18 protein-coding genes and 1 tRNA gene are annotated in these 26,214 nt (G+C 42.3%); 3 read left to right on the forward strand and 16 right to left on the reverse strand.

The window, feature by feature from the left end; translation table 11 throughout:
* Positions 1-127: 127 nt before the first annotated feature.
* Positions 128-724 carry a CheB methylesterase domain-containing protein gene (locus HNQ46_RS09720; protein ID WP_183684512.1) on the forward strand — a complete coding sequence of 199 codons (597 nt, stop codon included), beginning with the start codon at positions 128-130 and terminating at the stop codon, positions 722-724.
* A gap of 297 nt (positions 725-1,021) precedes the next feature.
* The gene (locus tag HNQ46_RS09725) at positions 1,022-2,311 is read left to right on the forward strand and encodes a C39 family peptidase (protein ID WP_183684513.1); all 1,290 of its coding nucleotides are present in this window, start codon (positions 1,022-1,024) and stop codon (positions 2,309-2,311) included.
* A 116-nt stretch (positions 2,312-2,427) separates the two neighbouring features.
* Here HNQ46_RS09725 and HNQ46_RS09730 read toward each other — a convergent pair whose 3' ends face one another.
* The 5 genes from HNQ46_RS09730 to HNQ46_RS09750 form a co-directional block, all read right to left on the reverse strand.
* Positions 2,428-3,993 carry a xanthine/uracil/vitamin C permease gene (locus HNQ46_RS09730; protein WP_183684514.1) on the reverse strand — a complete coding sequence of 522 codons (1,566 nt, stop codon included), beginning with the start codon at positions 3,991-3,993 and terminating at the stop codon, positions 2,428-2,430.
* Positions 3,994-4,204: 211 nt separating this feature from the next.
* Positions 4,205-5,938: an adenine deaminase gene (gene ade, locus HNQ46_RS09735; RefSeq protein ID WP_183684515.1), complete on the reverse strand. Its 1,734-nt coding sequence runs from the start codon at positions 5,936-5,938 to the stop codon at positions 4,205-4,207.
* Positions 5,939-6,000: 62 nt separating this feature from the next.
* Entirely contained in the window at positions 6,001-7,779 is a 1,779-nt protein-coding gene (locus tag HNQ46_RS09740) for an adenine deaminase (RefSeq protein ID WP_183684516.1), read from the reverse strand.
* 389 nt (positions 7,780-8,168) lie between these two features.
* Positions 8,169-8,825 (reverse strand): methyl-accepting chemotaxis protein, encoded by a 657-nt coding sequence (locus HNQ46_RS09745; RefSeq protein WP_183684517.1) that lies wholly within the window; start codon positions 8,823-8,825, stop codon positions 8,169-8,171.
* Positions 8,826-9,372: 547 nt separating this feature from the next.
* On the reverse strand, positions 9,373-10,749 hold the full coding sequence (locus tag HNQ46_RS09750) for an FAD-dependent oxidoreductase (protein WP_183684518.1): 1,377 nt from the start codon (positions 10,747-10,749) through the stop codon (positions 9,373-9,375).
* A gap of 286 nt (positions 10,750-11,035) precedes the next feature.
* Here HNQ46_RS09750 and HNQ46_RS09755 point away from each other — a divergent pair, with 286 nt between their 5' ends.
* Positions 11,036-11,488 carry a hypothetical protein gene (locus HNQ46_RS09755; protein WP_007156739.1) on the forward strand — a complete coding sequence of 151 codons (453 nt, stop codon included), beginning with the start codon at positions 11,036-11,038 and terminating at the stop codon, positions 11,486-11,488.
* Positions 11,489-11,619: 131 nt separating this feature from the next.
* On the opposite strand, the gene HNQ46_RS09760 is transcribed toward HNQ46_RS09755, so the two are convergent.
* From HNQ46_RS09760 to HNQ46_RS09810, 11 genes are all read right to left on the reverse strand, one after another.
* Positions 11,620-12,951 (reverse strand): UvrD-helicase domain-containing protein, encoded by a 1,332-nt coding sequence (locus HNQ46_RS09760; protein ID WP_183684519.1) that lies wholly within the window; start codon positions 12,949-12,951, stop codon positions 11,620-11,622.
* Positions 12,952-13,058: 107 nt separating this feature from the next.
* The gene (locus HNQ46_RS09765; protein ID WP_183684520.1) at positions 13,059-13,997 is read right to left on the reverse strand and encodes a DNA-directed RNA polymerase subunit alpha; all 939 of its coding nucleotides are present in this window, start codon (positions 13,995-13,997) and stop codon (positions 13,059-13,061) included.
* Between the two features lie 97 nt (positions 13,998-14,094).
* Entirely contained in the window at positions 14,095-14,376 is a 282-nt protein-coding gene (locus HNQ46_RS09770; protein ID WP_183684521.1) for a helix-turn-helix transcriptional regulator, read from the reverse strand.
* Positions 14,377-14,462: 86 nt separating this feature from the next.
* Positions 14,463-14,535, reverse strand: a tRNA-Thr gene (locus tag HNQ46_RS09775).
* Between the two features lie 53 nt (positions 14,536-14,588).
* Complete coding sequence (locus tag HNQ46_RS09780; RefSeq protein ID WP_183684522.1) at positions 14,589-14,918, reverse strand: helix-turn-helix domain-containing protein; 330 nt, start codon at positions 14,916-14,918, stop codon at positions 14,589-14,591.
* On the reverse strand, positions 14,915-15,100 hold the full coding sequence (locus HNQ46_RS09785) for a hypothetical protein (protein ID WP_183684523.1): 186 nt from the start codon (positions 15,098-15,100) through the stop codon (positions 14,915-14,917). Before HNQ46_RS09785 ends, HNQ46_RS09780 begins: the two co-directional genes overlap by 4 nt.
* Positions 15,101-15,532: 432 nt before the next feature.
* The gene (gene trpB, locus HNQ46_RS09790; protein ID WP_207720025.1) at positions 15,533-16,753 is read right to left on the reverse strand and encodes a tryptophan synthase subunit beta; all 1,221 of its coding nucleotides are present in this window, start codon (positions 16,751-16,753) and stop codon (positions 15,533-15,535) included.
* Between the two features lie 634 nt (positions 16,754-17,387).
* Positions 17,388-18,722 (reverse strand): ATP-binding protein, encoded by a 1,335-nt coding sequence (locus tag HNQ46_RS09795; protein WP_183684524.1) that lies wholly within the window; start codon positions 18,720-18,722, stop codon positions 17,388-17,390.
* 152 nt (positions 18,723-18,874) lie between these two features.
* Positions 18,875-19,903, reverse strand: a complete 1,029-nt coding sequence (locus tag HNQ46_RS12250; protein ID WP_183684525.1) for an ATP-binding protein — start codon at positions 19,901-19,903, stop codon at positions 18,875-18,877.
* Positions 19,904-20,129: 226 nt separating this feature from the next.
* Entirely contained in the window at positions 20,130-25,490 is a 5,361-nt protein-coding gene (locus tag HNQ46_RS09805) for a vWA domain-containing protein (protein WP_183684526.1), read from the reverse strand.
* Between the two features lie 382 nt (positions 25,491-25,872).
* Positions 25,873-26,124 carry a hypothetical protein gene (locus HNQ46_RS09810; protein ID WP_007156751.1) on the reverse strand — a complete coding sequence of 84 codons (252 nt, stop codon included), beginning with the start codon at positions 26,122-26,124 and terminating at the stop codon, positions 25,873-25,875.
* Positions 26,125-26,214 lie beyond the last annotated feature (90 nt).

Genomic DNA, 26,214 nt, shown 5'->3' on the forward strand with positions numbered 1-26,214 from the left:
CATTATCTTAAAAGACGTTGATCTATAACCTTCTTTCCGGCATTTAATCAATGCGCACTTTCCTAGCTGATAAAAATGTTAATTCGTGCTATAATATCCGCAGAATATTTATTTTGTGGGGAAGAAAATGGAGTATCAGGATCAGAAACAGCATATTGAATTAATTGCTATGGGCGCTTCCACAGGAGGAACCGAGGCGCTGCTTGCCGTATTAAAGGAATTGCCGGGAAATCTGCCGCCTATCGTCATCACCCAGCATATGCCTCCTGTTTTTACGGAAATGTATGCAGAGCGTTTGAATCGTCTTTGTTCCATGGAGGTGCGGGAAGCAAAGGATGGCGACGAGCTCTATTCGGGACTTTGTCTTATTGCTCCCGGAGGGTTGCAAATGCGAGTTCACAAGGATGTTTTAGGAGCCAGAGTTTCCTGCACCGAGGAAGAGAAGGTTTCAGGGCATTGTCCTTCCGTAGATGTACTCTTCCACTCCGTTGCTGAGCAATATGAGGCTTCCGCCATCGGCATTTTATTGACAGGCATGGGAAAGGATGGTGCAAAAGGGCTTTTGGCTATGCACGAGCAAGGTGCTTATACCCTGGGACAGGATGAAAAAAGCTCTGTGGTCTATGGAATGCCCATGGAAGCCTACAAGTTGGGGGCTGTAAGCCAGCAGGGAAATCTGGAACAGATTCCTCAATATCTACTCCAAAGGCTACGGTTCAGCTAATACCGATTAGTAGGCGTTTAAAAAGAGTTTTAGCAATAGCGTTACAAGATGGTTCTATTATCAGCCTTACAGAATTTCACGGTGAAATTTCTCTGTAGCATTCTACAGAGGCATCAACACACAATCTCCCTATTTGTTTGTTAAATATTAATATTTACAATCAAAAAGAACAGGCTTTCTCTTTATAGCCTGTTCTTTTTTTGCCGATACATAAGTATAGGATGTTCCTCCTGAACCGGGAGGCCATGATTTTTTTGGAAATTTTTAGGATGATTTGTATATATTTAGGGAGATAACATGGGGTTCATCGGAACAGGATTAAGTAAATTAGGGGCAGCCAGTGCCCAGCAGCTTGGAATCGCAGCGGCCGCATCTCTTTCCGTGATGGCAGTCAGCTTTTCCGCCATTGCCTACCAGGGGTATGTAACGGAAAAAAAGCAGGAGCAAGCACATAAGAAAAGCACTCTCACCGCTGAAAGTCGTTTTCAGGAGGTTTTTTATAACGGAAATTATGAGCAGGCGCCTGCCGTATTAGGGGAAAATGAAATTGCCGGCGCAGTAAGTGACGGAGACGATAGCGGAGACAGAGCCGTACCTGCTGAGGGAAGTGCCGACAATAATAACACCGGTGGCGGTCAGGGAGGTTCCGACTCCACTGCATTTTCCGCTAATACAGACGAAAGCAGTCCTGCAGAAGCAACTACAGCAAATGCAGAAAGCACAGGTGCTACAGAAGCTGAATCTACAACAGAAGAAAGTACGGAAACGATTACGGAAATTGTAGACGGACAGAACAAAAAAACGGTAAAAAATAACATTCAGGAAAGTATTGCCCCTGCCCAGGAAGCAAGCTCTGAAAATGTAGAAAATACTGCTGCGGCGGCAAATGCCGCAAAGCCTGTGGCAGATTTAAACACCCCGGAAACAGTGGAGGAATCTGCAGCGGACGTCAGCAATGTTGGCGGTCTTCCCGTAAAGTCCGATTCTTTTTCCCAGTTTTACGGAAGTTCTACCTTTAATGATTACAATGTTTTCTTAGATACTGCTATGGGACCAATGAGCTACTATAACCAGCATGATAGTCATTGGGCAAAATATCTTTATGGCGGACAGGACTCTATCAGTAAATATGGCTGCGGACCAACTACCGTGGCAATGATTGTGTCTTCCTTCGGAAATGTAAATGGAAGCATTACCCCGAAAGAAATGGCGGAATGGTCTTCTCATTATAAGTTCTATGCTCCTCAAAGTGGTTCTTATCATGACTATATCCCCTCTGCCCTCTCCGCCTTTGATTTAATGGTGGATTCGGTACAGGAAAGAACCCCGGCAAAGATTGCTGAGCTTTTAAACAGCGGACATATTCTGGTAGCATTGATGGGTAAGGGTGCATTAACCAATGGCGGACATTTCGTAATTATTACTAAGCAAAATCCAAACGGTACCGTATCTATCGCAGATCCCAACAGCTATAAGAAAACCCAGCAGGAATGGGATCCGGCACAGATAATGCGAGAATTAAAGAAGAACTACGACGGTGGCGGACCACTTTGGGCCGTAAGCAGTCCGAGAAATTACGGAAGATAATACAATAGGTCTGAAATCGGGACACACGCGGATGATCCCTGATTTCAGACCTATTTCTTTGAAAAAATAATTATCTCAGCTTATACCGCTTTATATCACTTTATCTCGCTTTATCTTTAAACATATTCAAAATCTTCCACTGCCTTAAACCAGCTCGTTCTTCCTGCATGGAAGATAAAGGCTAAAATGGCAATAACAAGATAGCCTATTGCATATTGCGTAGTGGGATAGAACCCAAGAGACGCCCTATGGATAAAGCCGAAGCAGGAAAGCACAAATCCAACGAGAGCTGTTATGCCCACCTTATCCAGTCTCTTGTCGATAACAAAGGTAACCATGGTTCCCAAGAGAATTCCGATAATGATGGCTCCTGACTTGCTTGCCGGAACGCCGTTCCACATCACACCGGCATCTTTAATCATTTGTGTAATCTCCGCATCATACTCGTTAAAGCCGGAGGCTTGAATCGCAGTTTGCAGCTTGGCAAGGCTTAGTGCTCCTGTAATCTGGCTATACATATAGTCGGCAACGGGAGGAACCATTGCCACTGCTATTGCTGCATAATGCTTTTTATCATTGTCCTTAAAGGCCTGAGCCACCATAACCACTGCACACCAAAGGAAGGTGATGGCACAAACTGCCGGGGGCACCACACTGTTTAAGAAAGTAAAGAGTCCAAAGACTCCTGCTGCCCCTAGAATCGCTCCGGAAATTACAGAATAACCTATGCCTGCCTCAGACTTCTTAAGTCCTGCATGTCCCAGCCAAACCGTATTGGGAATCACGCCTCCACAAAGGGCGGAAAGCATGGTGCAAATTCCGTCTGCAAACTGAGCTTCTCGAACATTGTAATTGTCTCCTGCCGCATTGGAAGCCTCCACATTATCCAGGGTCTCAATAAAGTTATAAATCTCCACCGGAATAATAATCGTTAAATAAGGCGCCACAATGGCAAATCCGTTAATCAGATGCTCAATACTGTTGATTGGATTGGGAATATAGAAGCCTATCCCGCTAAAATCCGGTTGAATTCTGCCAAGACAAAGGGCATAGATGATTCCTCCCACAATCGCTATTACAAGAGGCGGAATCTGCTTCGGGAACATATAGCCACCAAACAAGCCCAGTGCCGCCACAAAAAGTACCGGAAGGCCGATTAGGGGATCTCCCAGAATATCAAAAACGCCTTGGGTGGCCATCCAGATAAATCCGATGCCGGCAACTGTACCGAGAAGAGCCGCTCTTGGAATTCTCTTCTTTAACCAGGGACCGATAATGCCGCCACAAAATTCCACAAATCCGCCGATAAAACAAGCCGCCACTCCCGCAGACCAGGCCATCTCCGGATCTCCCAAAGCGTAGTGCAAAGGCATAATTACCCCATAGAGAAAAACAAACATAGCCGGAGTGGAAACTCCTGAGGGAAGGGCAGTCACATCCGCTCTCCCCTCCTTTTGAGATAATCTTCTTGCCATAAAGGCATAATAAAAGCATCCCAGCATAAGACCTATAGACATTCCCGGAATAACTGCACCGAAAACGATTTTATCCGGCCATTTCAACACGCCTGACAGTGTTGCAATAACAATAAGATAATTCACAATGTTGTTAGTGACAAGGTAAGTAATTCCGCCAATATCCCCTCTTCTAAACCATGGTACCAAAGCCTGATTTTTGTCCATTTCTTTCTCCCATTATCTAAGTTCATTCAGTTCCACAAGACAGATTCATTACAACAAAACATCATCTAATTCCACAAGCATCTATTCTATATTCAATTTTTATTTTCAATTTCTATATTCTATCTTTACATTAAATTTCATTGTTCCATTTTTCGGATTCCAATATTCTTGCCTATATTCTCTTAACATATACCGCTACACGGATAGGTATCTATTCTGCCTCAAGGGGAATAAAGGAAAATGTAGTAACATCAAAAAGTCCCATATCCGTAAGCTTAATCTCCGGAATTACTGCAAGAGACATAAAGGTCAAGGTCATCACCGGCTCCACCGTGTCATTCACCCCAAGCTCCTCATGGGCAAGCTTATGAATTGCTGAGAGCTTTTCGTCTACCCACTCTCCACTTTGGTCGCTCATCAGACCGGCAATAGGCATAGACATTCTTTCAATGACCTGACCGTCCTTGACAAGAATAATGCCGCCCTCCTGTTCCTCCAGAGCTTTGATGGCAAATGCCATATCTTCATCATTTGCTCCTACGGCAATGATATTGTGAGAGTCATGGGCAATACTTACGGCAATAGCCCCCTGTTTAATGCCATATCCGGCAAGAAGCCCGTTGGCAACATTTCCCAGGGCATGATGCCGTTCCGCAACACTTACCTTTACAATATCCACTTCCGGGTTTCTTACAAAGTTTCCGGCAGAATCAAGGTCTACAGTGGCTGTTGCCTTCTTCGTAACCACGCCACCGGGAAGAACCTGAATAAGGTTTACCTTATTGCTCTTCAGTTTCAACTTCAGCTTCTCCTTGGAGAAGTCGGCAATGTGCACACTACCTTTTACAGTATCTATAGAATGCTTCTTCAGTTCCGGCAGGTACTTACCATGCTCCGCGCAAAGCTCACCATTAATCCAAACCTTTTGCACACGGAAATCCTTAAGATTATCAAAAAGTACAATATCCGCCCTATAACCGGGAGCAATGGCTCCTCTATCTTTGATTCCGAAGCATTCACAGGCATTGATGGTGGCCATCCGGATGGCTTCCACAGCATCAATCCCGGCTTCCACGCACATCCGAAGGTGATTGTCCAGATGTCCCTCATGTAAAATCGTCTTAGGCTGTCTATCATCGGAACAGAGAATACAACGTCTCGCATTCTGTGCCGTAACACCTTTTACCAGCCTTTCCAAGTCCTTGCAGGCAGAACCGTCCCGCAGCATCACATACATACCGCAGGCAATCTTATTCTGCATATCCTCTACGGAAGCACATTCATGGTCAGCCACAATTCGCGTTGCTGCATAAGCATTCAGAGCCTTTCCCGAAACGCCGGGGGCATGACCATCCACAGGCTTCCCCCTTTCCTTGGAGAGCATCAGCTTATCCAAGTCTCCATCCGCAGCCGCTATCACGCCCGGAAAATCCATAAATTCTCCGATACCCAGAATGTCCTCGGAGTCAATGAATTCCCGCATTTTCTCCGCATCAATCACTGCACCGGAATGTTCAAACACCGTAGCCGGAACACAGGAAGGAAGCATATACCGGATATCCAGCTTTGTATTCTTGGCTGCATCAATCATGTATTGAAGACCGATGAGGCCGCATACATTCACAATCTCATGGGGATCTGCGATAATGGTGGTTCCCCCATGAGGAACCAGCAATCTTCCCAGCTCTTCCGGGGAAAGGTAGGAAGACTCTACATGGATATGGCTGTCGATAAAGCCAGGCGCAGCGTAGGCTCCTGCCCCATCCACCACTTCCTTAGCCTCATAGTCCCCTACTCCTGCAATCATGCCCTCCGTAATCGCTATGTTTCCTTCCGTGATTTCTCCGGAAAAAACATTGATAATTTTACAGTTTTTAATCAAAAGATCCGCCGGGATTCTTCCGGCAGCAACATCAATCAAGTTCTTTAAGCACTGTTTTGTCATACTTCCAACCTTTCCAAGCATATCTATCCGGCAATTACGCCCATTCCGGTGTCTCTATCTGACTATTTCAGCACCTCCAAAATAGGATCAAAGCATCTTAGGTTGACATAATCCACAGGTCCCGCATCCGTTATGGCATAATCAGGAATTGCCGTAATGGGTAGGAAGAACATATACATCATAGGATCCGGCAAGTCTGAGCCTAAGTCTCTTGCCGCTTGATCGATGCGCTTTTCACGAGCTGCCACTTCCTCCGGTTCAAGATCCGTCACAATTCCCCCTACAGGGAGAGGAAGAAATTCCTTGATTTCTCCATCACAAACCACCACCTGTCCGCCGCCCTGCTCAATTAAGTAGTTTGCCGCGATAGACATATCCTCGGCATTTGCCCCCATAACCACCAGATTATTGTCATCGGGAGCCGCAGAGGACGCCATAGCACCTTTCTTTAGCTTCCAGCCTGAAGCAAAGGCAAGGGCTTTGTTGCCATTTTTCCCAAAACGTTCCAGAACCGATACCATAAGCACATCCTGTACCGTATCCGGCTGAACGATGCCTTCCTTAACCTCCAGTACCACATCTCTTCTCTTTCGAACAAAGGGGCCCTTCACATCCATGGACAGAACCTTTACTTTGCCGGACTCTACCGGTGCCTTATATTCAAAGTCTTCTTTCCCGGTCAGCTTACACTTTAATTTACCCTTCAAAATCGGGCTTCTCTCCGGAGCCTTCAGCTCATAGATTAACTTATGGTTCTTTGCCACCATTTTTCCATTTGTCATGACTTCCTCGATATTAAAGTTCTCCAAGGAATCCACAAAAAGAATATCCGCAATTCTTCCCGGGCAAATGGAGCCTACCAGATGGTCGATTCGATAAGCCTCCGCACTATTGATGGTAGCCATCTGAATGGCTGTCATGGCATCCACCCCGGCCTTCATAGCCAGTCTTACCACATTGTCCAAATGCCCTTTACTTAAGATATCCGTAGCCGTTACATCATCCGTACAGAAGCTGACTCTTCTGGCAAAATAGGGATTTACCTCTGTAACCGCCTTGATATTTTCCGCAAGGAAATGGGTTACGGAGGATTCACGAATCAGCATATGCATGCCCTTACGCATCTTTTCCACCACTTCCTCATGGTCATAGCTTTCGTGGTCAAGCCGGACTCCTCCACAGAGATAGCCGTTTAAATCATTTCCTCGAGCCATAGGGGCACAACCAAAAACAGGAAGACGGTTGTTGTAGGCTGTTGCGATGGCGCCTAAGGTATCCTCATCCTCTTCCTGCACAAACTCACGAACGGTTTCCCACACCCCGTAACACTCATCCCACTTCTGTACTTCCTTATGGGTATCCTTTGTAAAATTATAAGTCACCGTAGATTCCGGAATGGTGTAAGGAGTCTTAAAGGGAGCTCCCCAGAAAACCTTAAGAGGGCTCTTCTTCATTTCCTCCAGCACTTCCCGCAGACCCTCCAAACCGGAAACCGAAATATACTCATCCAGACCGGAAACCATGCTGGTGGTTCCCCTTGGTACAACAGCCTTGGCATAGCTGGTAATGCTTAACTTACTGCACTCGCTATGGATATGACCGTCAATCATGCCGGGAACAAGAAAGCGTCCCTTAGCATCAATGATTTCCGTGTCCTTTCCAATGTAGGCACTCACATCACCCACCGCCGCAATCATCTCGTTATAGATGGCAATATCCGCCGGATAAATTTCCGCGGACATTACATTAACCAATTGGCCTCCCTTGATTACCTTATGGGCAGGCACCAGGCCTCTACCGGCTTTTACTCTTTCCTTTAATCGTTCCACTGTCATTTCCATGCTGAACCTTCCTTTCGTCCCTTCCAATGGCTGATATTTTATTTTCAATAATTGGCGATTATAGCACTATTGTACAAATATAAAAAGCAGAAAGTTTTTTATTCTATGCCATATAACCAGAATTATTTTTAGCTTGTATACAAATACTAAAGGATAAAGCTTTAGATATTCAAGGAATGCACAAAGCTATAATTTGTTACTACTGCATAAAAATTTCTCCTGTTTTTGCACAGAAAAATACAGAAAAATACTGAAAAACGACACTAAAAAAGAAGCGAAGTTTCCCCCGCTTCTTTTTTACATTTTGTTTTGTAAGCTATTCTTTCTTCCCTATCCTTCGAAGAAAGAACGCTTCACTATTCATTTTTTGATGGTATTTCCCTTAGGCCTTACGCCTGCTCTTCTAATTCTTCTCCGCTTAAGCTGCTGACAACTTCAGCAATTCTCTTAACTACAGAAGAAATCTTCTCATTTACTGCGGAGCTGGAGTCGGAAAGTCTTCCAACCTCATCTGCTACCACACCGAAGCCCTTGCCGTGTTCTCCGGCTCTTGCCGCCTCGATATTTGCATTTAAAGCAAGAATCTTCTGTCTGCTCTGAATGCTCTTTAAGTCGTTGGTGCTCTTTCTGATTTCCTTTACCAAACTCTGGGTTTCGGTAATTCCTGCAGAAAGACGGTTTGCAAATTCCTCAAAACGTCCAACGCTGCTTTCTGCCTTTACGAACTCTTCGAGAGTGAGGCAAAGAAGCTTTAATGCAGCCTCCTGTCTATCTCTGTCTCCGTCCTTATCCTCTTTCAGATAAAGGCTTGCCACTTTTTCTCCATCATACTGGAGTTCACACTGAATAGAAGAAGAGCCGAATTCTTGGGATCTGCGATCTAAAGCGTCTGCCTTCCCTGGCTCTCTCTCCTCACCGTCAGCATAGTATACGGTTTTTCCGTCTACTGACTGTACCATTGCTTCCAATCCTGTTCCTTTAGCCCAATTGCATAAAATGGATTGAAATTGCTCTTTTCCTGCAAAATCTTGAATATGAATTGCCATTTTTTTCCTTCCTCTTCTATTTGTAGATAGGTAAAATAACCATCGCTAGATTATTTATCGGCGAAGCCGGAAATTTATATAATGAATTTCTTTCGAATTTCCGCCCTCCTTTTCAAAAAAATTCAGCAAGTCCCGGAATACTTTCCGACTCTCCAAAAAGTCATTTCTTATCTCTTTCATCTCCATAGAAACTAATCAGCATTCGCTATTATTAAGTCCGTTTTATCACCCTATTGAAATGTCATAATACATCCATACAAACAAGATGTCTAAAGCATTCCGAGAACATCTTTTAAAGAAAAAAGAAACTCCCTTCGAAGTTTCCTCTTTCTTTACCCCTTCATTCCTTTTTCATTCATAATATCAGGAGGTTCCTTATGTATTACGAAAATTATAGCTATGTTGCAAAGGTCGGTACACAAATCATGCGTTTCGCCACCGAGGAAGAATATTTAGAATATATTGCCGAAGAACAGGACTAAAGCAACGAAGCCGCCGCAAAAGTCAATAAGTTGTAGCGCATCTTTATAATGAATACAGCAATCACTTACCCCAAAAGATCGTTAAAAGCTTCCGTCATTGTAGGATGTGTATAAATCTGAGACGCCAGCACATTTGCCGGAATCTTCTGATCCATGGCCAGCTTAATCAGATTAATCATTTCATAGCTTTCCGGACAATAAAGATGAGCACCTAAGATAAGATTGCTTCCTTCTTCAATAATCACCTTCAGAAGGCCTGCGGTCTGACGCAAAACCTGAGCCTTGGGAATAGCCGCTACCGGAAGCTTTGCTACTCGATACTGCTTTCCCTGTGCCTTTGCTTCTTCCTCCGTAATTCCCACTCTGGAAAATGCCGGCGTCAGGAATACGGAATAGGGGATAGCCCCTCTGTTTTCCGTGCTGCGAAGAGCAGTTCCCTCTCCCTTAGCTTCCTGCTCTAAAGCTGCCTTTACAATACGGAAGTCGTCTAAAGAAATATAAGTAAACTGCATTCCTCCGGTAACATCTCCCATGGCAAAGATATGAGGCACCTTGGTTCTTAAAGAAGAATCCACAGGGATGGCTCCTCTTTCTGTCAGGGAAAGACCTGCCTTTTCCAACGCCAGGTTCTCTACGTTTGGCTTTCTTCCTGTTGCCACAAGGATGGCATCTGCGGTAATAGTCTTCCCCTCTCCGCCCTGCTGGAAGAGAATCAGACTTTCCTCTTCCTTATCCTGAATTTCCTGCACACTTACGCCCTTACACAGGGTAATCCCCAGCTTCTCCATGTTCTCTTCAATAGCCTTAGCCATTTCCCGATCTTCTCTTGGGATAAAGTCCATAGTATCCTGAAGGATGGTCACAGTAGAACCGAAGTTTTGATAGTAGGAGGCAAACTCCAAACCGATATAGCCCCCGCCGATAATCACAAGGTTTTTAGGCAGAGTATCCAACTCCATCATGCTTTCACTGGTATATACTCTCTTAGAGCTTTCAACTCCGGCAATCTTTGGGATAATGGTCTTAGCTCCGGTGTTAACAAAGATACGCTCTCCCCGGATTTCCTCATCTCCTTTAGCACTTTCCACCAGAATACGGTGTTCATCCAGGAAAGAGGCTCTGCCGTCAATGACCTCCACACCGGCCCCCTGTACCTTTTCCAGATTCTTTCCTCTCAGGAAATGGGTCAGTCTTCTCTTCTCCTCAATAGCCTTCTGATAACGCTCCGCCTTCTCGGAGAATTCTCCCCCCAGTGCAGCAGACTCTCTGGCGCTATTCTCTAAAGACTTTGAAGGAATACAAGCCACGTTAATGCAGGTACCTCCATAACGAAGGGGATTTTCCTCGATTAAAACCGTCTTCTCCCCCTTTTTAGCCAGATAGCCTGCCAATGTTTTTCCGGCCTTACCAAATCCAATAATAATGTTTTGTACTTCCCTCATGTTTATCCTTTTCCTTTCTTTTCTCGTATCCATCCTTGATTTTCAGTTTAAATCATCAGACTTAAGCAATGCTAAAACTATAGCACAAAAACCAGGCTTTGTTTTTCAATTCTTTAGAAAAAAATTCTAAAAGGAATGTAAAAATCTAAAGGAAAAAAGAAATGTCTTGTCTTTTTAGTGCAGAAATCTAAAATTAGGGTATAATACAAAAGACACTTAGTTGTAACAAACTATTTTTATAGTATAGAGTCCATAGAATCAGCAATGAAAAGGAGAAAAAATTTCCATGTTTTACCAGTTAGTCCATGAAAATGATGCTTCCTTCCGAATTCGTTTAGGAGTAAGCCGGATTACTTCTCAGGAGGAAGAAATCTTAAGTCAAATATTAGCCAGTCACCCCCAGATTTGCGGAATTCAGATTTATCCTGCAACATCAGGCATTCGAATTTTTTTTAAAGGCTCTAAACAGGCAATTTTAGAAAGCCTTCGTAAGATTCCCTATAGCAATGTCCGTTTTCTGGCAGAACAGCTTCCCAAGCAGGATAGTATCTATGTTCATCTTCTCCCTTCCAGTCAGGAAATTGTTCAGGAATTTCGCGGGAATAAGAAGATGAATCCGAAGTTAAAGCAGAAGCTTGGCACTGAAGTCATTATTGAAGCTTTGGTGGATAAATTTCTGCCTGAACCGCTGAATCTGGCGTATCACGCCTTCCAGCTTATTCTTCTTTCCAAGGCTTAAACAGCTTACACTTTAGCTCATAGCTTAAAGCTTGCATTCACAATATCTTGTCTTTCATCAACAGTCGTGGTTAAAAATAAAAAATCCCCTCTTCCTATCCTAAGCGCCCGGCCCTAAAGGCTACAGGGAAGCTAAGGCTCCGGAAAGGGGATTTCTTTTAGCTCTTTCATATTGTAAAGACTATCGCAAAACCACTGCTCCTCTCCTTTTCCTTCCAGAAAAATGAGGGCATGCTTTGCTCTTGTTACTGCCACATATTCCAAACTGGTATACTTGGATCTGGCTTCCGCACAGCTGTTTCCGCCGGTTTCCATCAAAATCACAATATTCGAATTTAAGCCCTTGGAAGCATGGGCATCCAAAACCATATGATCCAAGGAAGCTTCCGAAAAGCCAAAGGGTTTCAAGGCTTCTTTGTAATCTGCTTCTTTCTCCTTGTCATTGGATAAAATCAGAAAATCTCTGTCTCGTAAATCCGGATAAGACTTTAACAGTTTCTCCATCAAATCCTGTAGAGCTCTTAGACTATCCTTTTCCGAAGGATAGTGGAAAACACCGTGGAGAGGAGAATTTTGCAAAAACTCGGGCCTTTGGCAAGCCTTCATATCATTATAGGCGGGCATTCTCTTCCGAAAATGTCGATTAATCCATTCCACCAACTCCGCATTGGAACGATAATTCTCATTGAGGTAGAGGACCTTCACATTCCGCTTTTTCTCCATGCGCCGCTTCATTTGGAAGAAAACCTGTCGTTCCGCTTCCTCCTCCTGATAGATGGTTTGTCTGGGATCTCCCACCATAAAAAGGCAATTATGCCGCATTTTCCCCTTCTTATCCGTGGACAGAAGGAGAAGAATGTCCAGCTGAGTCTGGTTCAAATCCTGTAATTCATCCGCGTAAATCTTGGTAAAATCCCGTCGTAAAATCTGCAGAAGCTTGGGATTCTCTTTCAATATTCTATAGCATTGTTCCTCCAAAGGCATAAAAGAATATTCTGATTCCGTAGACTTAAGTTCCGTAGATTTTTGCACTGCTTTCCTGATTTCCTGTAGGCAGGCATTTTTTTCCACCTCTCCGATGTACTGTTCCCTCTTCCAAGCTTTCTGAAAATGCTCCTTTACATGAATAACATAGAGGCAAAAGTCTCGGAAAGTGGTGATATGCATACTGTCAATGCCATATACCTTTCGCTTTAAACGATGACTCATTTCTTTGTTAATCGCAATTTCCCGATACAAATGCTTTTTTATCTTTTGTTTAAATTCCGCTACCGCTTCATCCGTAAAGGCCAGCAAAAGAAAATGGGAAAGCCTTTCACCGCCCATAATCTGATTTAATATTCTTTTTGAAAGAAGGGTGGTCTTCCCTGTCCCCGGGCCCGCCACAATGAAAAGGTTATCCTCAGCCTCCCGGATGTATTCCCTCTTCCTTTGCTCAGTCCAAAATTGCTTTCTTCTTTCCATCCATTTTCTTCTCCAAGAATCTTGGCCTTAAATTTTCCTCGCTATCATACCATAGAATTTTAAAAAAAGCTAAAAAAATAGGGCATCGTAAAGCGATGCCCATATTATTAATCCGCCTTGGAAGACAGGAACAATCCCATACTTTCCAACTTATTTAAAATCTCATCCAAAGACTTTCTTCCCATGTTTCTCACCTTCATCAGGTCATCCATAGTCTTGGCACAAAGGTCTTCCACTGTATTGATTCCCGCTCTCTTTAAGCAGTTGTAGGAACGAACACTGAGCTCCAGCTCATCAATGCTCTTATTCAACTCGTCCCTTCCTGCCTCCTGACTGGAAACAGCAGCACCCTGCTCCTTTGCAGAGGTATCCATGTGCATAAAGAGCTGCAAATGGGTCTGTAGGATACGAGCTGCCAAAGATACGGCCTCCTCCGGCATCATGGTCCGGTCGGTAGTCACATCCAGAATCAAACGCTCTGTATTCCCCTTCTCTTCCACGAAGACATTCACCTTCTTTACAGGAGAATAAATTGCATCTACCGCAATCACGCCGATAGCAAGATCGCTGTGATCTCTGGTGTTGGCTCCATCATAGCCCTTTCCCTTGCTGACCTTCATTTCCATATAAATCTTGGCATCCTTACCGGATAAATGTGCTAAGACAAGGTCGGGATTCATGATTTCCACTTCGGAACTCACCTTAATATCGGAAGCTTTGACTACGCCCTCTCCCATGTAATCCACATAGGCCATCACAGGCTCCTCTCCGCTACCGGTATAACGAAGTGCCAGATTCTTCAAATTCATAATGATTTCGGATACGTCTTCCTTTACCCCGGGAATAGAAGAAAATTCATGATAGACACTATCCAGCTTTACTTCACTGACAGCAGATCCGGGCATAGAAGAAAGCAGAATTCTTCTTAAGGAATTCCCGAGAACCGTAGCCTCTCCCTTTGCTAAAGAATCACAAACGAAACGAGCATATCCCTGCTCCTCTACAAACTCTTTCACTTCCAAGACTGGTTTCATTATGTTTTCCATTCCACACTCCTACTAATCGCTTCTTTACTGAACCTATCTATTATACCTATTTTTCTCAAAATTTCGAGTAGTTTTCTGTAATTCCTTAAAATAAATTTTATGCCGCCAGGTGTTTGTCCTTTTCCAGGCTGTCTCCGGACTTCCTCACCAAAATCTCCTCCATGGGCACTTCCAGGAGCACACTCAATGCAAACATATTGTCTAAGCTGGGCAAAGCCTTCCCCTGCTGCCACTTATACACGGCCTGTGGCTCTAAGAAGCCCATAAACAGGGCAACATCTTTTACCTTCAAGCCCTTTTCCTTCCGTAATCGCTCAATGTTTTTCCCGGTGGCAAAAACGTCTATTACGGGATATTCCACGTTAATCTTTGCTTCCATAACGAACTCCCTCCTGTAAAAATGAGAAAAACCCTGATAAAAAATCAGCGGAAGCTGAACAAGCCAGTCTTCCGCAGTTAAGAAAAAGCTGATGACGGGAATCGGACCCGTGACCTCCGCACTACCAATGCGACGCACTACCGACTGTGCTACATCAGCGCATCCTGAATAAATTCAGAACATTGCTAAAATACCATAAAGCAGTAGAACTGTCAATCAGTTTTTATATTTTTCTTCTCCTGTACTTTCAACTTTGCAAGATCCTTGTTGGGAACAAAGTCAATAATCAGATGAGAATCCATCGCCTCTGCAATGCGATTCAGCAAGGCCATACTTGGATTCTTATTTCCATTTTCCAACCTACTGATGTCTGCCTGGCTTATACCACTTTTCTTAGATAACTCTGCCTGAGTCAGCCCTGCCTCTTGTCTGGCCCTAATCAACGACATCGTTAAATCACGTTCAGGCTGTAAGGCTTCAAATTCTTTTTTAAACTCTTTATCTTTTAACAACTCCTTTGTTAAATTTTTTAATTCACTCATCCTCTTCCTCTTTTCTCAAAATATTTTTCTCTTCTTAATGGATACCTTGCCTCAAAACCAAGCATCTCCAATCGGTGTAAATCAGAGACTACTTTAGCTTTCATCTTTGGAGCCAAAGCGGAAATAAATTCAGCTACAGGCTTATTCCCATTGTCCTCAGAGAAAAAATTTACGCTAAACACATGAGCCTCCTATATGTTGTATATAACATAATTCTTTAGTATGCTACTGTCCATCTATTATTTTTATAAATCAAAATAGTGATTAGAAAAAAAGCAAAAGAATCTAACATTGCTCAAACTAATTAAGCTTTTGATTTATACTTTATTTTAAAAAGAAAGTAAGTGGAGTGTAAATAAAAAAGAAGAAAAAAGACTAAGCAAAAAATGTATTGCTCTGCTTTAGATATAGAACATACTTTATAGCTGTCATAATCATCCGGTTGCAATTTTTATTATTTTACACTATGCCAAAACGCTGAAATCCATTTCACCGAAATCTATTTCACCGAAATCTATTTCACCGAAATCCATTTCACCGAAATCCATTTCACTAAAATATTTTGAATTATAAAAGCGCATTCACCGTATTTCCATTAATGAATGCGCTTTTCTTTATCGGATTCCGTACCTCTCCAGGATATAATCCATATCCTTATCTCCTCTTCCGGAAAGGTTGATGAGGATAGAGCCCTTATTCATCTGCTTTGCCAGCTTCATACCGTAGGCCACCGCGTGGGAGCTTTCAATGGCAGGGATGATTCCCTCCATTCTGGAAAGGGTGAAGAAGGCATCAATGGTTTCGTCGTCATTGACCACATCGTACTTCACTCTGCCAAGGTCATGTAAGAAGGCATGCTCAGGGCCGGAAGAGGGGTAGTCCAAACCGCTGGCAACAGAATATACCGGTGCAGGTTCACCCTTTTCGTCCTTTAACATAATACTGTTAAAGCCGTGCATAACACCTTCTTCTCCATAGGTAAGGCTGGCTGCATGGTCCCCAAGAGCTGTTCCTCTGCCCAAAGGCTCCACACCGTAGATGGTCACAGGATCATTTAAGAAGCCGGAGAAAAGTCCCATAGCATTGGAACCGCCGCCCACGCAGGCTACGATGGCATCCGGCAGTTCTCCCGTCATTTCCAGGAACTGCTCTCTGGCTTCGATGCCCACAATACTCTGAAAATCTCTTACCATCATGGGGAAAGGGTGGGGGCCAACCACGGAGCCGATGCAGTAGATGGCATCCTTATACTCCTTCATATACGCGGCAAATGCAGCATCCACCGCCTCTTTCAGAGTCGCCAAGCCTTCCTTAACCTCCACCACTCTTGCTCCCAGAATCTTCATTCTGGCTACATTAGGTGCCTGCTTCTTGATGTCCACAGCCCCCATGTAAATGTCACATTCCATACCGAAGTAGGCTGCTGCGGTAGCTAAAGCTACACCGTGCTGTCCTGCACCGGTCTCCGCAATCACCTTTGTCTTCCCCATGTACTTCGCCAAAAGCACCTCGCCCATGCAGTGATTTAACTTATGGGCACCGGTATGATTTAAATCCTCACGCTTTACATAAAGCTGTACCCCGGTGTTAATCTTCTCGGAGAGTCTTTCCAAATGAGAAATGGGTGTAGGTCTACCCTGAAATTCCTTACGGATTCTTCTTAGCTCCGCAATAAACTTTCTGGACTTGGAAATGGTTTCATAGGCATGGTTAATTTCCTCCATAGCCTTCTTTAATTCCTCGGGGATATAGGCTCCACCATACTTTCCGAAATAGCCATTGGCATCCGGGTAGTTCTTAAAGTAAGTTTCAAAATCCACATTGTTCAGCTGCATCGTTCTTTCCTCCTCTTTCTTTCCTGCCTTTTAGCAGGGTGGTGAATGGTGAATTTCTTAGCCAAAGAGCTGATAGTATTTACGGAATCGTCGCACTCCCAAGCCGATACTCGGCTTTACGTGCTCATGTCAGGGGCGATTCATAAAAGTCTGCGATGTTCATGCAAGCAAGCTTGCAGAGCATCTTAGACTTTTCTGTCTCGGTAAATACAAAAAGTCCCCGGCAAAGAAAATAGTCTTTGCCAAGGACGAATAAGATTTAATTTATCCGCGGTGCCACCTTGTTTCACAGCTTCCGCTGTGCCGCTTAGCAGGATACAAACATATCCCCGGGAACTCACGCATCCCCACGCGTTGCAGAATACTCCGGAATATCCGTTTCCCTGCACCCTCAGTGGTCCATTTGACAAGTTGTTTCTTACCCGATTCTCAGCATCGCGGGTTCTCTGTAAAGGCATCATTGCCGTTATCTCCACCTCAACGGTTTTCGATATTTAGTTATGCAGAAAATTTACATGGAAAAGGACTGTATGTCAAGTTAGATATTATTACAAAATTTTTACTAATTATCGTGTGGGCCTATTGGAACATTTAATCCAATGCAGCTAAATCTTACCCCCTGTTGATATCTCGTTTACAGTTCTTCCAGAATAAACGGTAGCATATAAATGGGATAAAGCTTTAGCATCTCCTCATTCCCGAGATCCTTTTGAGACAAGAGGATTTCCTTCGAAATATATTTAGAATACTTTTTTTGAAACTCTATAATCGATTTATGACTGCCTAAACCGGAGGATTTTACCTCTATGGGAATGAGTTTCGTTTTTGTGCTAAGCAAAAAATCAATCTCATAATAAGAAGTCTTGTCTTTTTTCCAAGTATGATAATAAAGACCTTGGTCGGAAGCCGTAATCATCTGCGCTACAGCATTTTCATATAAATATCCTAAATCCGCAGGAAGAGAATCACTCAATAGCTTGTTATAAATATTCTCATCCGTTTCCCCGGAAGAATTGAAAATCATGGTAGTAAATAAGCCTGTATCTGCTAAATACAGCTTAAAGGTATCATTGTCTCTGGTTTGGGGTAATGCAATACTTGGATTAAGGACATTGTAGGAAGCCACTACAGTCTTTGAATCCAATAAATCATACAAGCGCTCTAAATCTTTATTTATCTTCTTTTTCCCGGTAGCCGCAGAGATAACATAGCTTCTTTTGCCTGTAGCCAACTGAGTAGGAACCGAATCATACATTCTTCCAATCAGTCCTGTGCCATCAATTTTGAAAAAATCATCTTTATACAGATTAATGATTTCTCGCTTTACTTCATCAATTTCCTGAAAATTCTTTCCCTCCACATAAGCTTCCACCGCCTGTGGCATTCCTCCCACAGCCATGTAAATCCGAAAATCCCGCATCAGCTTTCTGTTTAAGGAATTCCCCACCGCCTTACCACGCTGATATAATTCCCGCAAAACAGAATAAGTATCATTTCCGATTGCCCACATAAATTCTTCATAATCCATCGGATAAATGGGTATCTTCATTTCCTCGGAGGGAAGTACGATATCTTTGACATTTTTCTTGATGCTGATTAAGGATCCGGTCTCTATATAATCGTATCTTCCATCTGCAACAAGATATTTTATACCTTGGCGAACCTTAGGCATAAGCTGAATCTCATCAAAGATAATGACAGATTCTCTTTTATACAAAGTTACGCCGGTTGCAGTCTGTAATCGGAGGAAAAAGATATCCGGATCTGCTATGTCTTCAAACACCTCCAAAACCTCTTTCCTGACATTGGCAAAATCCACTTTAATGTAAGATTTGTATTCCTGTTTTGCAAATCCCTCGGCAATCGTTGACTTTCCAACTCGTCTTGCTCCTTCTAAAAGGACAGAGTACTTCGGTGCCTTTTTTTCTTTCCAATATTTTAGTTTGTCAAATGCTTTTCTTTTAAACATAGCTTATCTCCGCAAATCACGTTTTTTCTTATCTTTAATGGTTAAAACATAGTATACTACCGTTTTAAGAAGATTTAAAGCGCTAAAAACTACCGATTTATGAAGATTAAAAAACCAATAAACTACCGTTTTATCAACATTAAAACTACTGTTTAGGATTTCAAGTGAAAGACCTTCTTCTCTCCTCTTCCTTCTATCACAATCAAACCTTCCTCCTGCATCTCTCGACTTAATAAGTAGGCTCTTGTCTTTCGAATCTGCAGGAGTTCCTGTAGCTCCTTCTCACTCATGCTCTTATGTTCTTCAAGATACGAGAGCACGGTTTTTTTCTGTAAAGAGAGTGCTTTATAGCTGCTTTGCTGCTCCATAAGAAGGCCGGGGTTCATTTCCCTAGGAAATGGAAGATAGGAAATAGAATTCTTTGTTTTCTTATCCTTCTTGCTCTCTTTCGACTCACTATTTCTATTGGGTAAGATCACTTTAAAAGTGTTAGGAGTAATGATAAACTCCGGCTTCTGATTGCAGTCTGTATATGCTCGATAAATTTTTCCAATTCCCGTACCATAGGACTCTATCAACTTTAAACGAAGGCAGAGCTCTGCAAGCTTTTTATTTCTGGGTAGAGAAATTCCATTGCAAATATCTTCTTTACTCAGACCTGCCAGTAAGCCCCCAAGAGAAATGAATTCCATACAGGCATCATTTGCATTGATTATAATGCTTCCGCTAAAGCTATAATCTCTATGAATCACGGCATTTAACAAAGCTTCTCGCAAAGCTTCCTCCGGATAGTCTGTTAAGTCAATCCTTTCTAAGCCTGAAAATCTCCCCGCAGTTCGATTCACCAGCTGTAGATAGGTATAACCCTCCTCTAATTGCCGGAAAATAGATCCTGAAAATTCCTTTCTATCCTTGAATATACTTTTGTCCTCTCCGTCAAATACGGCAATCTTCAGGGTATGTTGGCATTGATCTGAAAGAAGCCATGCCAGATTGGTAAATTGCTTGTCCTCAGGATTCCTTAATCCAAGAGAAGTGAAATTTTCTTCTGAAAAAGGAATATTTCGCTTCTGAAAGCTTTCCTCCATTGCCGAAAAAGTCAAATTCTGGTTCATGGCTCGAAGTTCTTCAAAGTCATCTGCATCTTTAAAAATCAATCTATTTTCACTTTCATATTCCACGGAATCACCTCCTTTGCTCCCTATTATAATTGCTTTTTCACTATTATTCAATCACAAAAATGAATATTCATATTTATGATTTTAAAAAAGTGAAAACGAGATATCACACACTACGCGTGCGATATTCGTTAAGAATTAAAAAAATCCCCGGACAATACTCTTTCACAGAGTATCTGTCCGAGGACTTTTTATACTACTTATTATTACTTACAGAGCCTATGTTTCTTTAGGCCTCTTCTTTCTTCTTCATGCCGAAAGCAATAGCACCGGAGAAGAGGATAAATGCTGTGAAAACCATAGCAAGTGGTCTTGCTTCTTCCACAACTCCTGTTGGAGAAATGGGGTCTTTCACATTTCTAAACTGAAGAACTTGCTTTGAACCATCCGCATTTCTGCCCAATAGTTTTTTCTTGGTGAAGCGGAAGCCCTGGGCATCGGTTGCTTGTTCTAAAACATAACCGGTACTTACGGAAGGTAGATATCCTGAAGGATTCTCACCTGCCATATAGTAATAAGTCTTTGGCAATAAGAATTCTATAGCCTGATTATGCTTCAAGTTAAAACTGATTGTTGCAGTTCCAGGATCAAAGCTGATAGCACTCTTTGTTGCCGCAGGGAAATCTGCTTTAATGGAATCGAAATCACTTTGTGTAATAGGCTGATTCTCTGCCTTAAAAAGCTTTAATCGGAAGGGGAAAACTTGATTTTTATCTGCCATTTCTCCACTTACCTGCTTTTCAATTCGAAGAACCTGTCTATCCTCCCGTTCATAGGTATTCTGCACGTTGATTTGTTTTGTTTCATTCTTACCCATGCTCACGGTAGCAATTTCATAGTTTCCGGAAGTGACTTTGCTAACGTCTCCAGCAGTAATTGCCATTTTCTTAAAATGAAGCTGTGATCCCCCAATAACAGGATTCTGTCCGGAAGCACTAATTAATTCTTCCACCTGATACTTTCTGCCGGGAATGAGACCATTAATGCTTAAGACATACTGTTTCTTTCCACCCTGCATTGTTGCTTGTAAATTTCCTGCACCTGTAGGATTTTCCGGTGTTAAATTTTTACCGGTTCCGGACAATTTAGTTCCATTTAACTCTTCTGAAACAAGATATCCCAAAGCAGTACTGGTAGCGGACTTTGTCATCGAAAAGCGCTTTACTTCTCGATAATTGGTACTTCCGGGAATCTGCTCCTTCAAGATGAAAGAAGTATTCTTTAAAAGCTCCAACTCTTCGGAAGAACTGTTCGTTCCCACGAAGGACTTTACAATTCTAAGAGTGGCCGGTTCAATCTGAATAACAGGTTTTTGATATTTATTCTTGGGTGTATCGTTATTATCTTTTCCCTTAAATCTACGATATAGGAGATACGCACCTTCGTTGGAATAAAAACCGTCTTTTTGGGAAGATGTATGGAAAGTTTCCTCCGGTGTCATTTGATAAAGATACCACTGGTCTGTTCTTAGGTCTCCCAGCTTTACAGTTGAAGTACTATCCGGAGTCCTTGTACCGGAAATATTCGAACCATTGACATTATCCAGGTAACCAATATCATTTGTTCCGGCTTTAATCTGCCTTTCCGTCTCCTTGTCAAAGTAGTCCATAAAGTTCTTCTGGTACTTCTCATAGGCCTTAACAGTAGGCTTAACATTAACCGTTAATCGGATTTCATAGCCTGCCGGGAAACTAAAGTTCTCTGTACCAATCTTTAAGCTGAGTGTCTGATTTCCCGCATCATAAACCGGTCCTACTTCCAAAAAGTTATTATTATGCCAGTATCCAAAGCCCAAAAATCCCGAGAATCCTTTTTCACTTTTCGGATTTTCCACTTTTGAAATAGGCTTTCCTTGTGCATCTACTTTCCAAACCTCAGCGCGAAGTTTTTGATTCTTATCCGCCTGATTACTTGGATCAAAATTCACCTCCACATTCTCACTAAGCTGATCCCAGATATTCATTTCCGTAATTCGAATTGGAGCCACAAATCCGCGAATCCTATCCTTTTCTTTATTTACAGCCGATTCTATTCCGGAGTTAGCTGTACCTGCTGCTACCGCTATGGAAAAATTCTCCTGTTCAATATCGTCTGCAAGAGGTTTTTCTAAAGGGTGCCCCGAAATCATCCACCGTGCACTCTTTCCGGTCAAATCGTTTAAATGGCTGTAATTTATCTTCGGTCCAAAACCAAGTGTATAAAAAGCATCAACATTGTTTAGATTCGTAAGTTCTGCTCTGGCCTGGGTTAAGGCCGCTTCTTCATAGCCACGACCACTACCATAGGAATATCCCGCTTGATAATCTGCTGTAAACTCATAAATACCTTCCGGGAGAGCAGAAGTACCTCCTCCAATGTTGGCCTTGTCCACAACCTTTCCGGGAACATTTCCATAACCGATTAAGTGTCCGGCTGCATTATACTTCTCTGCCTTTTGTAAGAAATAAAATGGATGATTTCCATCTGCATTGTATTTCGGAAAATAAGAGAAGTTTGGATCATAGGCTGTTATGAAAATGACCACCCGTCTGGCATCTTGTCGAATGCTCTGGGTATGAGCTCCTGCCGTTGCTCCATTTTGGAAATTCACAGCCTCCTTAATTCCTGCTGCATAGTTTAGCCCATTACCGGTTTCACCTTCCAGAGTAATTCCATTTACTGTTTGCTGGAATAAAGATACATCCTTTGTAAATCCAAGTACTTTTTCTGCATCATTATAGGGAGTATCGGATAAAGATTTAACTCCTTTAAACTGTCCTCCAGGTACATTATAACTTATATCTCTGGTTCCTCCCATGGTAACCAGTGCAAATTGAGCATCATAGGCAGGGCTTTTAGATAAGTCCTCTACCAAATCATTGACAAATTTTTTACCATAATAGTGCCTTGTACCAACTTTACCAGTCGAATCAATTTTATCATACGCCGGTCTTGTCTTATCTTTCTTTACCTCTTCATTGTAAGGGAATCCCATATACATGGACTTATCATAAACAAAGATAAGATCCAGCTTATTCTTCTGCCCTCCTTCCACAACCGGTCTGGCCGTTAAGGTGAGGTCATAGGAGCCGTCCGCCTTTTTGGTAATATACTTCTCCTGTTGCATCTCAAGATTATGCTTAGGATAGGTATGGGTATAGGTTTTGGTATCCAGCTTATAGAAGAAATAGTAATAAGGATAACAAACCTTTCGATCCGGATAATTAGGAAGGCTCTGGCCGCTATCCCAGGTGGTCATATTCCAGTAATCATCCCAAGATCTACCTTCCGTTGCATTTCGATAAACATAATCGTCATACACAAACTTGGAAACCATGTGCTTGGTGGACATATAATACACTTCATCTCCCCAAGCCATAAGGTTATTTCTATTATAGTCTCGATTCGTGTTTGCATTCATCCAAGTAATATCATAATAGCCCGGATAAACCCGATCATGTCTGGTATAGCCCGGAAGATCCTGATATACGTAGCTTGTCTCTACTCCATATTGATTATAAGGATATCTGATACTTTGGTATAAAGGCTGTTCATGGGTAAACTGGGACATATCCACACTGATGCTTGGTCCAACTTGACGAAAATCCCCATCAACATAATAGAACTTCGCCGTAGTATTTCTCGCAGCATTTGGGCCTTGAGACCAGGTCAATGTATAGATAGAGAAGCTTTTTACATTGAACTCTCGCACAATATAAGCACTCTTATCTGTAATACTGTTCTTATCCTCTTCCTTAACCCCTTCTGTTCCTTGCTGATTATTCTCTTCTGTTTTTCCTCCTAAGCCTTCATTTTTTGCCAATTCTTCCACTTCCTTGGCATTTTCCTCTACTAAATTCTTTTTCTTCTTTTCCGTATCGGAAACGGTTTCTACATAGGCAATCTTATCGTTGCCTTCAGATTCTACCAAGTGATGAATAGCAATATTTTCCGGCTTAGCTTCTTCCGGTAAAATATCTTTGGAAATACTTAAGCGTACCGCTACCGGAAGAGAAGGTTCTACTTCTTCGCCCTCTGCATTCACAAAATGAATATCAATGGAACGAGAATCTTCATATAAACCTCTTGCCTTTAATGCATCTACCTGTGCTGCACTTAGCTCTTCCTCGCCCCCTTGCGCCTCTTCCGGTTTTACTCTCTTACTTACCTGAAGAGTTACGGCTTCATGAAAAGCTTCCTTATCGTAAAACACCTCTACAACACCAAAATCATCAAGTTCTTTATGTTGGCTCTTTCGTCCTAACTCATTCAAGCTATAGATTTGGTATTTTGCGGTATATAGTTCGGAAAGGAATGGAGTAATATCTGCCTTCATTTCCTGATAAAGGGCAAGAACGGGATCTTCTTGACTGTTTATTGCCTTTTCCTTCTTATTCTCCCCTTCTGCTTTCACCTCTGTAATTACCACAGTGCTTTGCTCTTGGCTCTCTTCGACTGAAGCAGAAGTCTCGGTACTTTGACTTTCTTCTGTTGCAGTGCTTGTCTCTGAACTTTGTCCCGCTTCAGAAGCAGTTGTAAGTTCGCTAGATTGACTTTCTTCAGAAGATGCCAGACTTTCATTACTTTGCGCTGTAGATGGAAGAGCTTCCGTATTCTGCTTTACTTCTTGTTCTTCTCCTTCTTTTTTCGCATTACTCTTTTTGATTTTATCCTCTAAGTTTTTTAAATCTTCCAGAATAGATTTTGCAAGCTTTGTTTTACTCTGAACCTTCACACTGGGATAGCTGTTACTATCTACAAAAAGCTGAAAACGTAAATCCTGCTCTCCATGATTTTCATAGAGGAAATGAATCAGCTCAGTTCCCTGTACCTTGTATTCCTTATTACTTGAATCAGAGTTGATAAAGTCCGGTTTGGCAGCTGCATTCTTCTCTTCCTCAGTCATTTCCTGACCGGTGGATTCAGAACTTGCTTCTTGTACAGCTTCAGTACTCTCCTTCGCGGGTTCAGCATTTTCCACTTGAGACTGAGCAGCCTTCTCCTCTTTCGCCTTGTCTGCTTCGCTCTTCTCCAAAGCAAGTCTTTCTTTCTCTCTCTCCGGAGCCAATGCTTCCTCATACCAATCGGGATTTCCCTGCTCCATTAATTTGCCAAAAGAGGAATCCTTAGCGAAAAATCCCAAGGCATCTTTTCCTTGCTTTTCGATTTCTCCGGTACGCTCGGTAGGATCAATTTCCACAATAGCTCTTACCTTAGCCCCGGTTTCCTGATAAACCGCCTCTGTTCCATTTACAAAATTATCCAGAGAGATTTCGTAAAGTTCCTTTCCTTCTGCAAGGCTATCTCTGTAAAGCTGCAAAAGCTCAGGGTCTTTACTATAGCTTAAGCTTTCTGTGATGGAAAATTTGACACCTTCATAAATAGCCGCTTCCGCAGCCTGGCGCAAATCCTCCCCTTTAAAATGGAGCTTAACATTGTCTCCTCTACTTTCAATTCTGTTTGGAGAACCTCCCTGTTCTTCCTGTGCATCTGCCGATAGCACGAGTCCATGAGAACCTGTTAAAACAAGGCAAAGTACCATAAGCATGGAAAGCTTGGCTTTCCAATTCTTTAGGCCCTTATTCCTTTCTTTTTTGCGAAGTACTCTCATTGTTATCCCTCTTTTTTCTCTATTCTCTCCGGCTTCACGGGATTTTCCGGAATTTCTTCCAAAAAAATGGGCCGTATTGCCGTCTGAGAAAGTACTAAATAAATACCCTTTTCTTTCTCACACTACAATATCGGCCTTTTTAGAAAAATTATAATAGAAAGTTTTTTCGCAAAATGCATTTTTATTTTAATTTTTTATTTTTGGAAAAGCATGTAAAGGAATCCTTTCTTTTCGATTAGTCATTCCTCCACAGTGCCCTATTCTTATTAAGTAGAAATTTTTTCAACGGAAGTATTTCGACAAAAAAGAGGGGATATATTAATTTTTAATATACCCCCCTCTTATAGACATTGCACATTGTTTATCTATAAAAGCAAGCAACTTACAAGCCATATTTTTCTCTTAGCTCTTTTAGTGCTTCGTTTCCGGATATAGTCCTTCCAGCAGCAATATCTTCTTCAGAACGTTCTAATTCCTCATAAATATCTTCATCTTCTATATCTTTTAGTAATTCAGCAAATGAGGAATAGCTTTTTTTATTTGGTGTATTCTTTAGCTGCTCTACCTCACGCAAAGCATCTATAGTAATCTCCAAGTTAGTTTTCTTCTTAAGGGAAGCTTCTTCCTTCGTCATCTCTCTACTCCTTTTCAAAGAATAAGACGGATACTCTTAAGTCCTATATTGAGTATTATTGTACAAAAAGGCTTTTATATTCATCACTAT

It is taken from the genome of Oribacterium sinus (assembly GCF_014202695.1).
Classification (GTDB): domain Bacteria; phylum Bacillota; class Clostridia; order Lachnospirales; family Lachnospiraceae; genus Oribacterium; species Oribacterium sinus.

Coding starts and splice junctions, on each gene's coding strand:
- HNQ46_RS09720 (WP_183684512.1), top strand. CDS start 128: ATGGAGTATCAGGATCAGAAACAGCATATTGAATTAATTGCTATGGGC.
- HNQ46_RS09725 (WP_183684513.1), top strand. CDS start 1,022: ATGGGGTTCATCGGAACAGGATTAAGTAAATTAGGGGCAGCCAGTGCC.
- HNQ46_RS09730 (WP_183684514.1), bottom strand. CDS start 3,993: ATGGACAAAAATCAGGCTTTGGTACCATGGTTTAGAAGAGGGGATATT.
- ade (WP_183684515.1), bottom strand. CDS start 5,938: ATGACAAAACAGTGCTTAAAGAACTTGATTGATGTTGCTGCCGGAAGA.
- HNQ46_RS09740 (WP_183684516.1), bottom strand. CDS start 7,779: ATGGAAATGACAGTGGAACGATTAAAGGAAAGAGTAAAAGCCGGTAGA.
- HNQ46_RS09745 (WP_183684517.1), bottom strand. CDS start 8,825: ATGGCAATTCATATTCAAGATTTTGCAGGAAAAGAGCAATTTCAATCC.
- HNQ46_RS09750 (WP_183684518.1), bottom strand. CDS start 10,749: ATGAGGGAAGTACAAAACATTATTATTGGATTTGGTAAGGCCGGAAAA.
- HNQ46_RS09755 (WP_007156739.1), top strand. CDS start 11,036: ATGTTTTACCAGTTAGTCCATGAAAATGATGCTTCCTTCCGAATTCGT.
- HNQ46_RS09760 (WP_183684519.1), bottom strand. CDS start 12,951: ATGGAAAGAAGAAAGCAATTTTGGACTGAGCAAAGGAAGAGGGAATAC.
- HNQ46_RS09765 (WP_183684520.1), bottom strand. CDS start 13,997: ATGGAAAACATAATGAAACCAGTCTTGGAAGTGAAAGAGTTTGTAGAG.
- HNQ46_RS09770 (WP_183684521.1), bottom strand. CDS start 14,376: ATGGAAGCAAAGATTAACGTGGAATATCCCGTAATAGACGTTTTTGCC.
- HNQ46_RS09780 (WP_183684522.1), bottom strand. CDS start 14,918: ATGAGTGAATTAAAAAATTTAACAAAGGAGTTGTTAAAAGATAAAGAG.
- trpB (WP_207720025.1), bottom strand. CDS start 16,753: ATGCAGCTGAACAATGTGGATTTTGAAACTTACTTTAAGAACTACCCG.
- HNQ46_RS09795 (WP_183684524.1), bottom strand. CDS start 18,722: ATGTTTAAAAGAAAAGCATTTGACAAACTAAAATATTGGAAAGAAAAA.
- HNQ46_RS09805 (WP_183684526.1), bottom strand. CDS start 25,490: ATGAGAGTACTTCGCAAAAAAGAAAGGAATAAGGGCCTAAAGAATTGG.
- HNQ46_RS09810 (WP_007156751.1), bottom strand. CDS start 26,124: ATGACGAAGGAAGAAGCTTCCCTTAAGAAGAAAACTAACTTGGAGATT.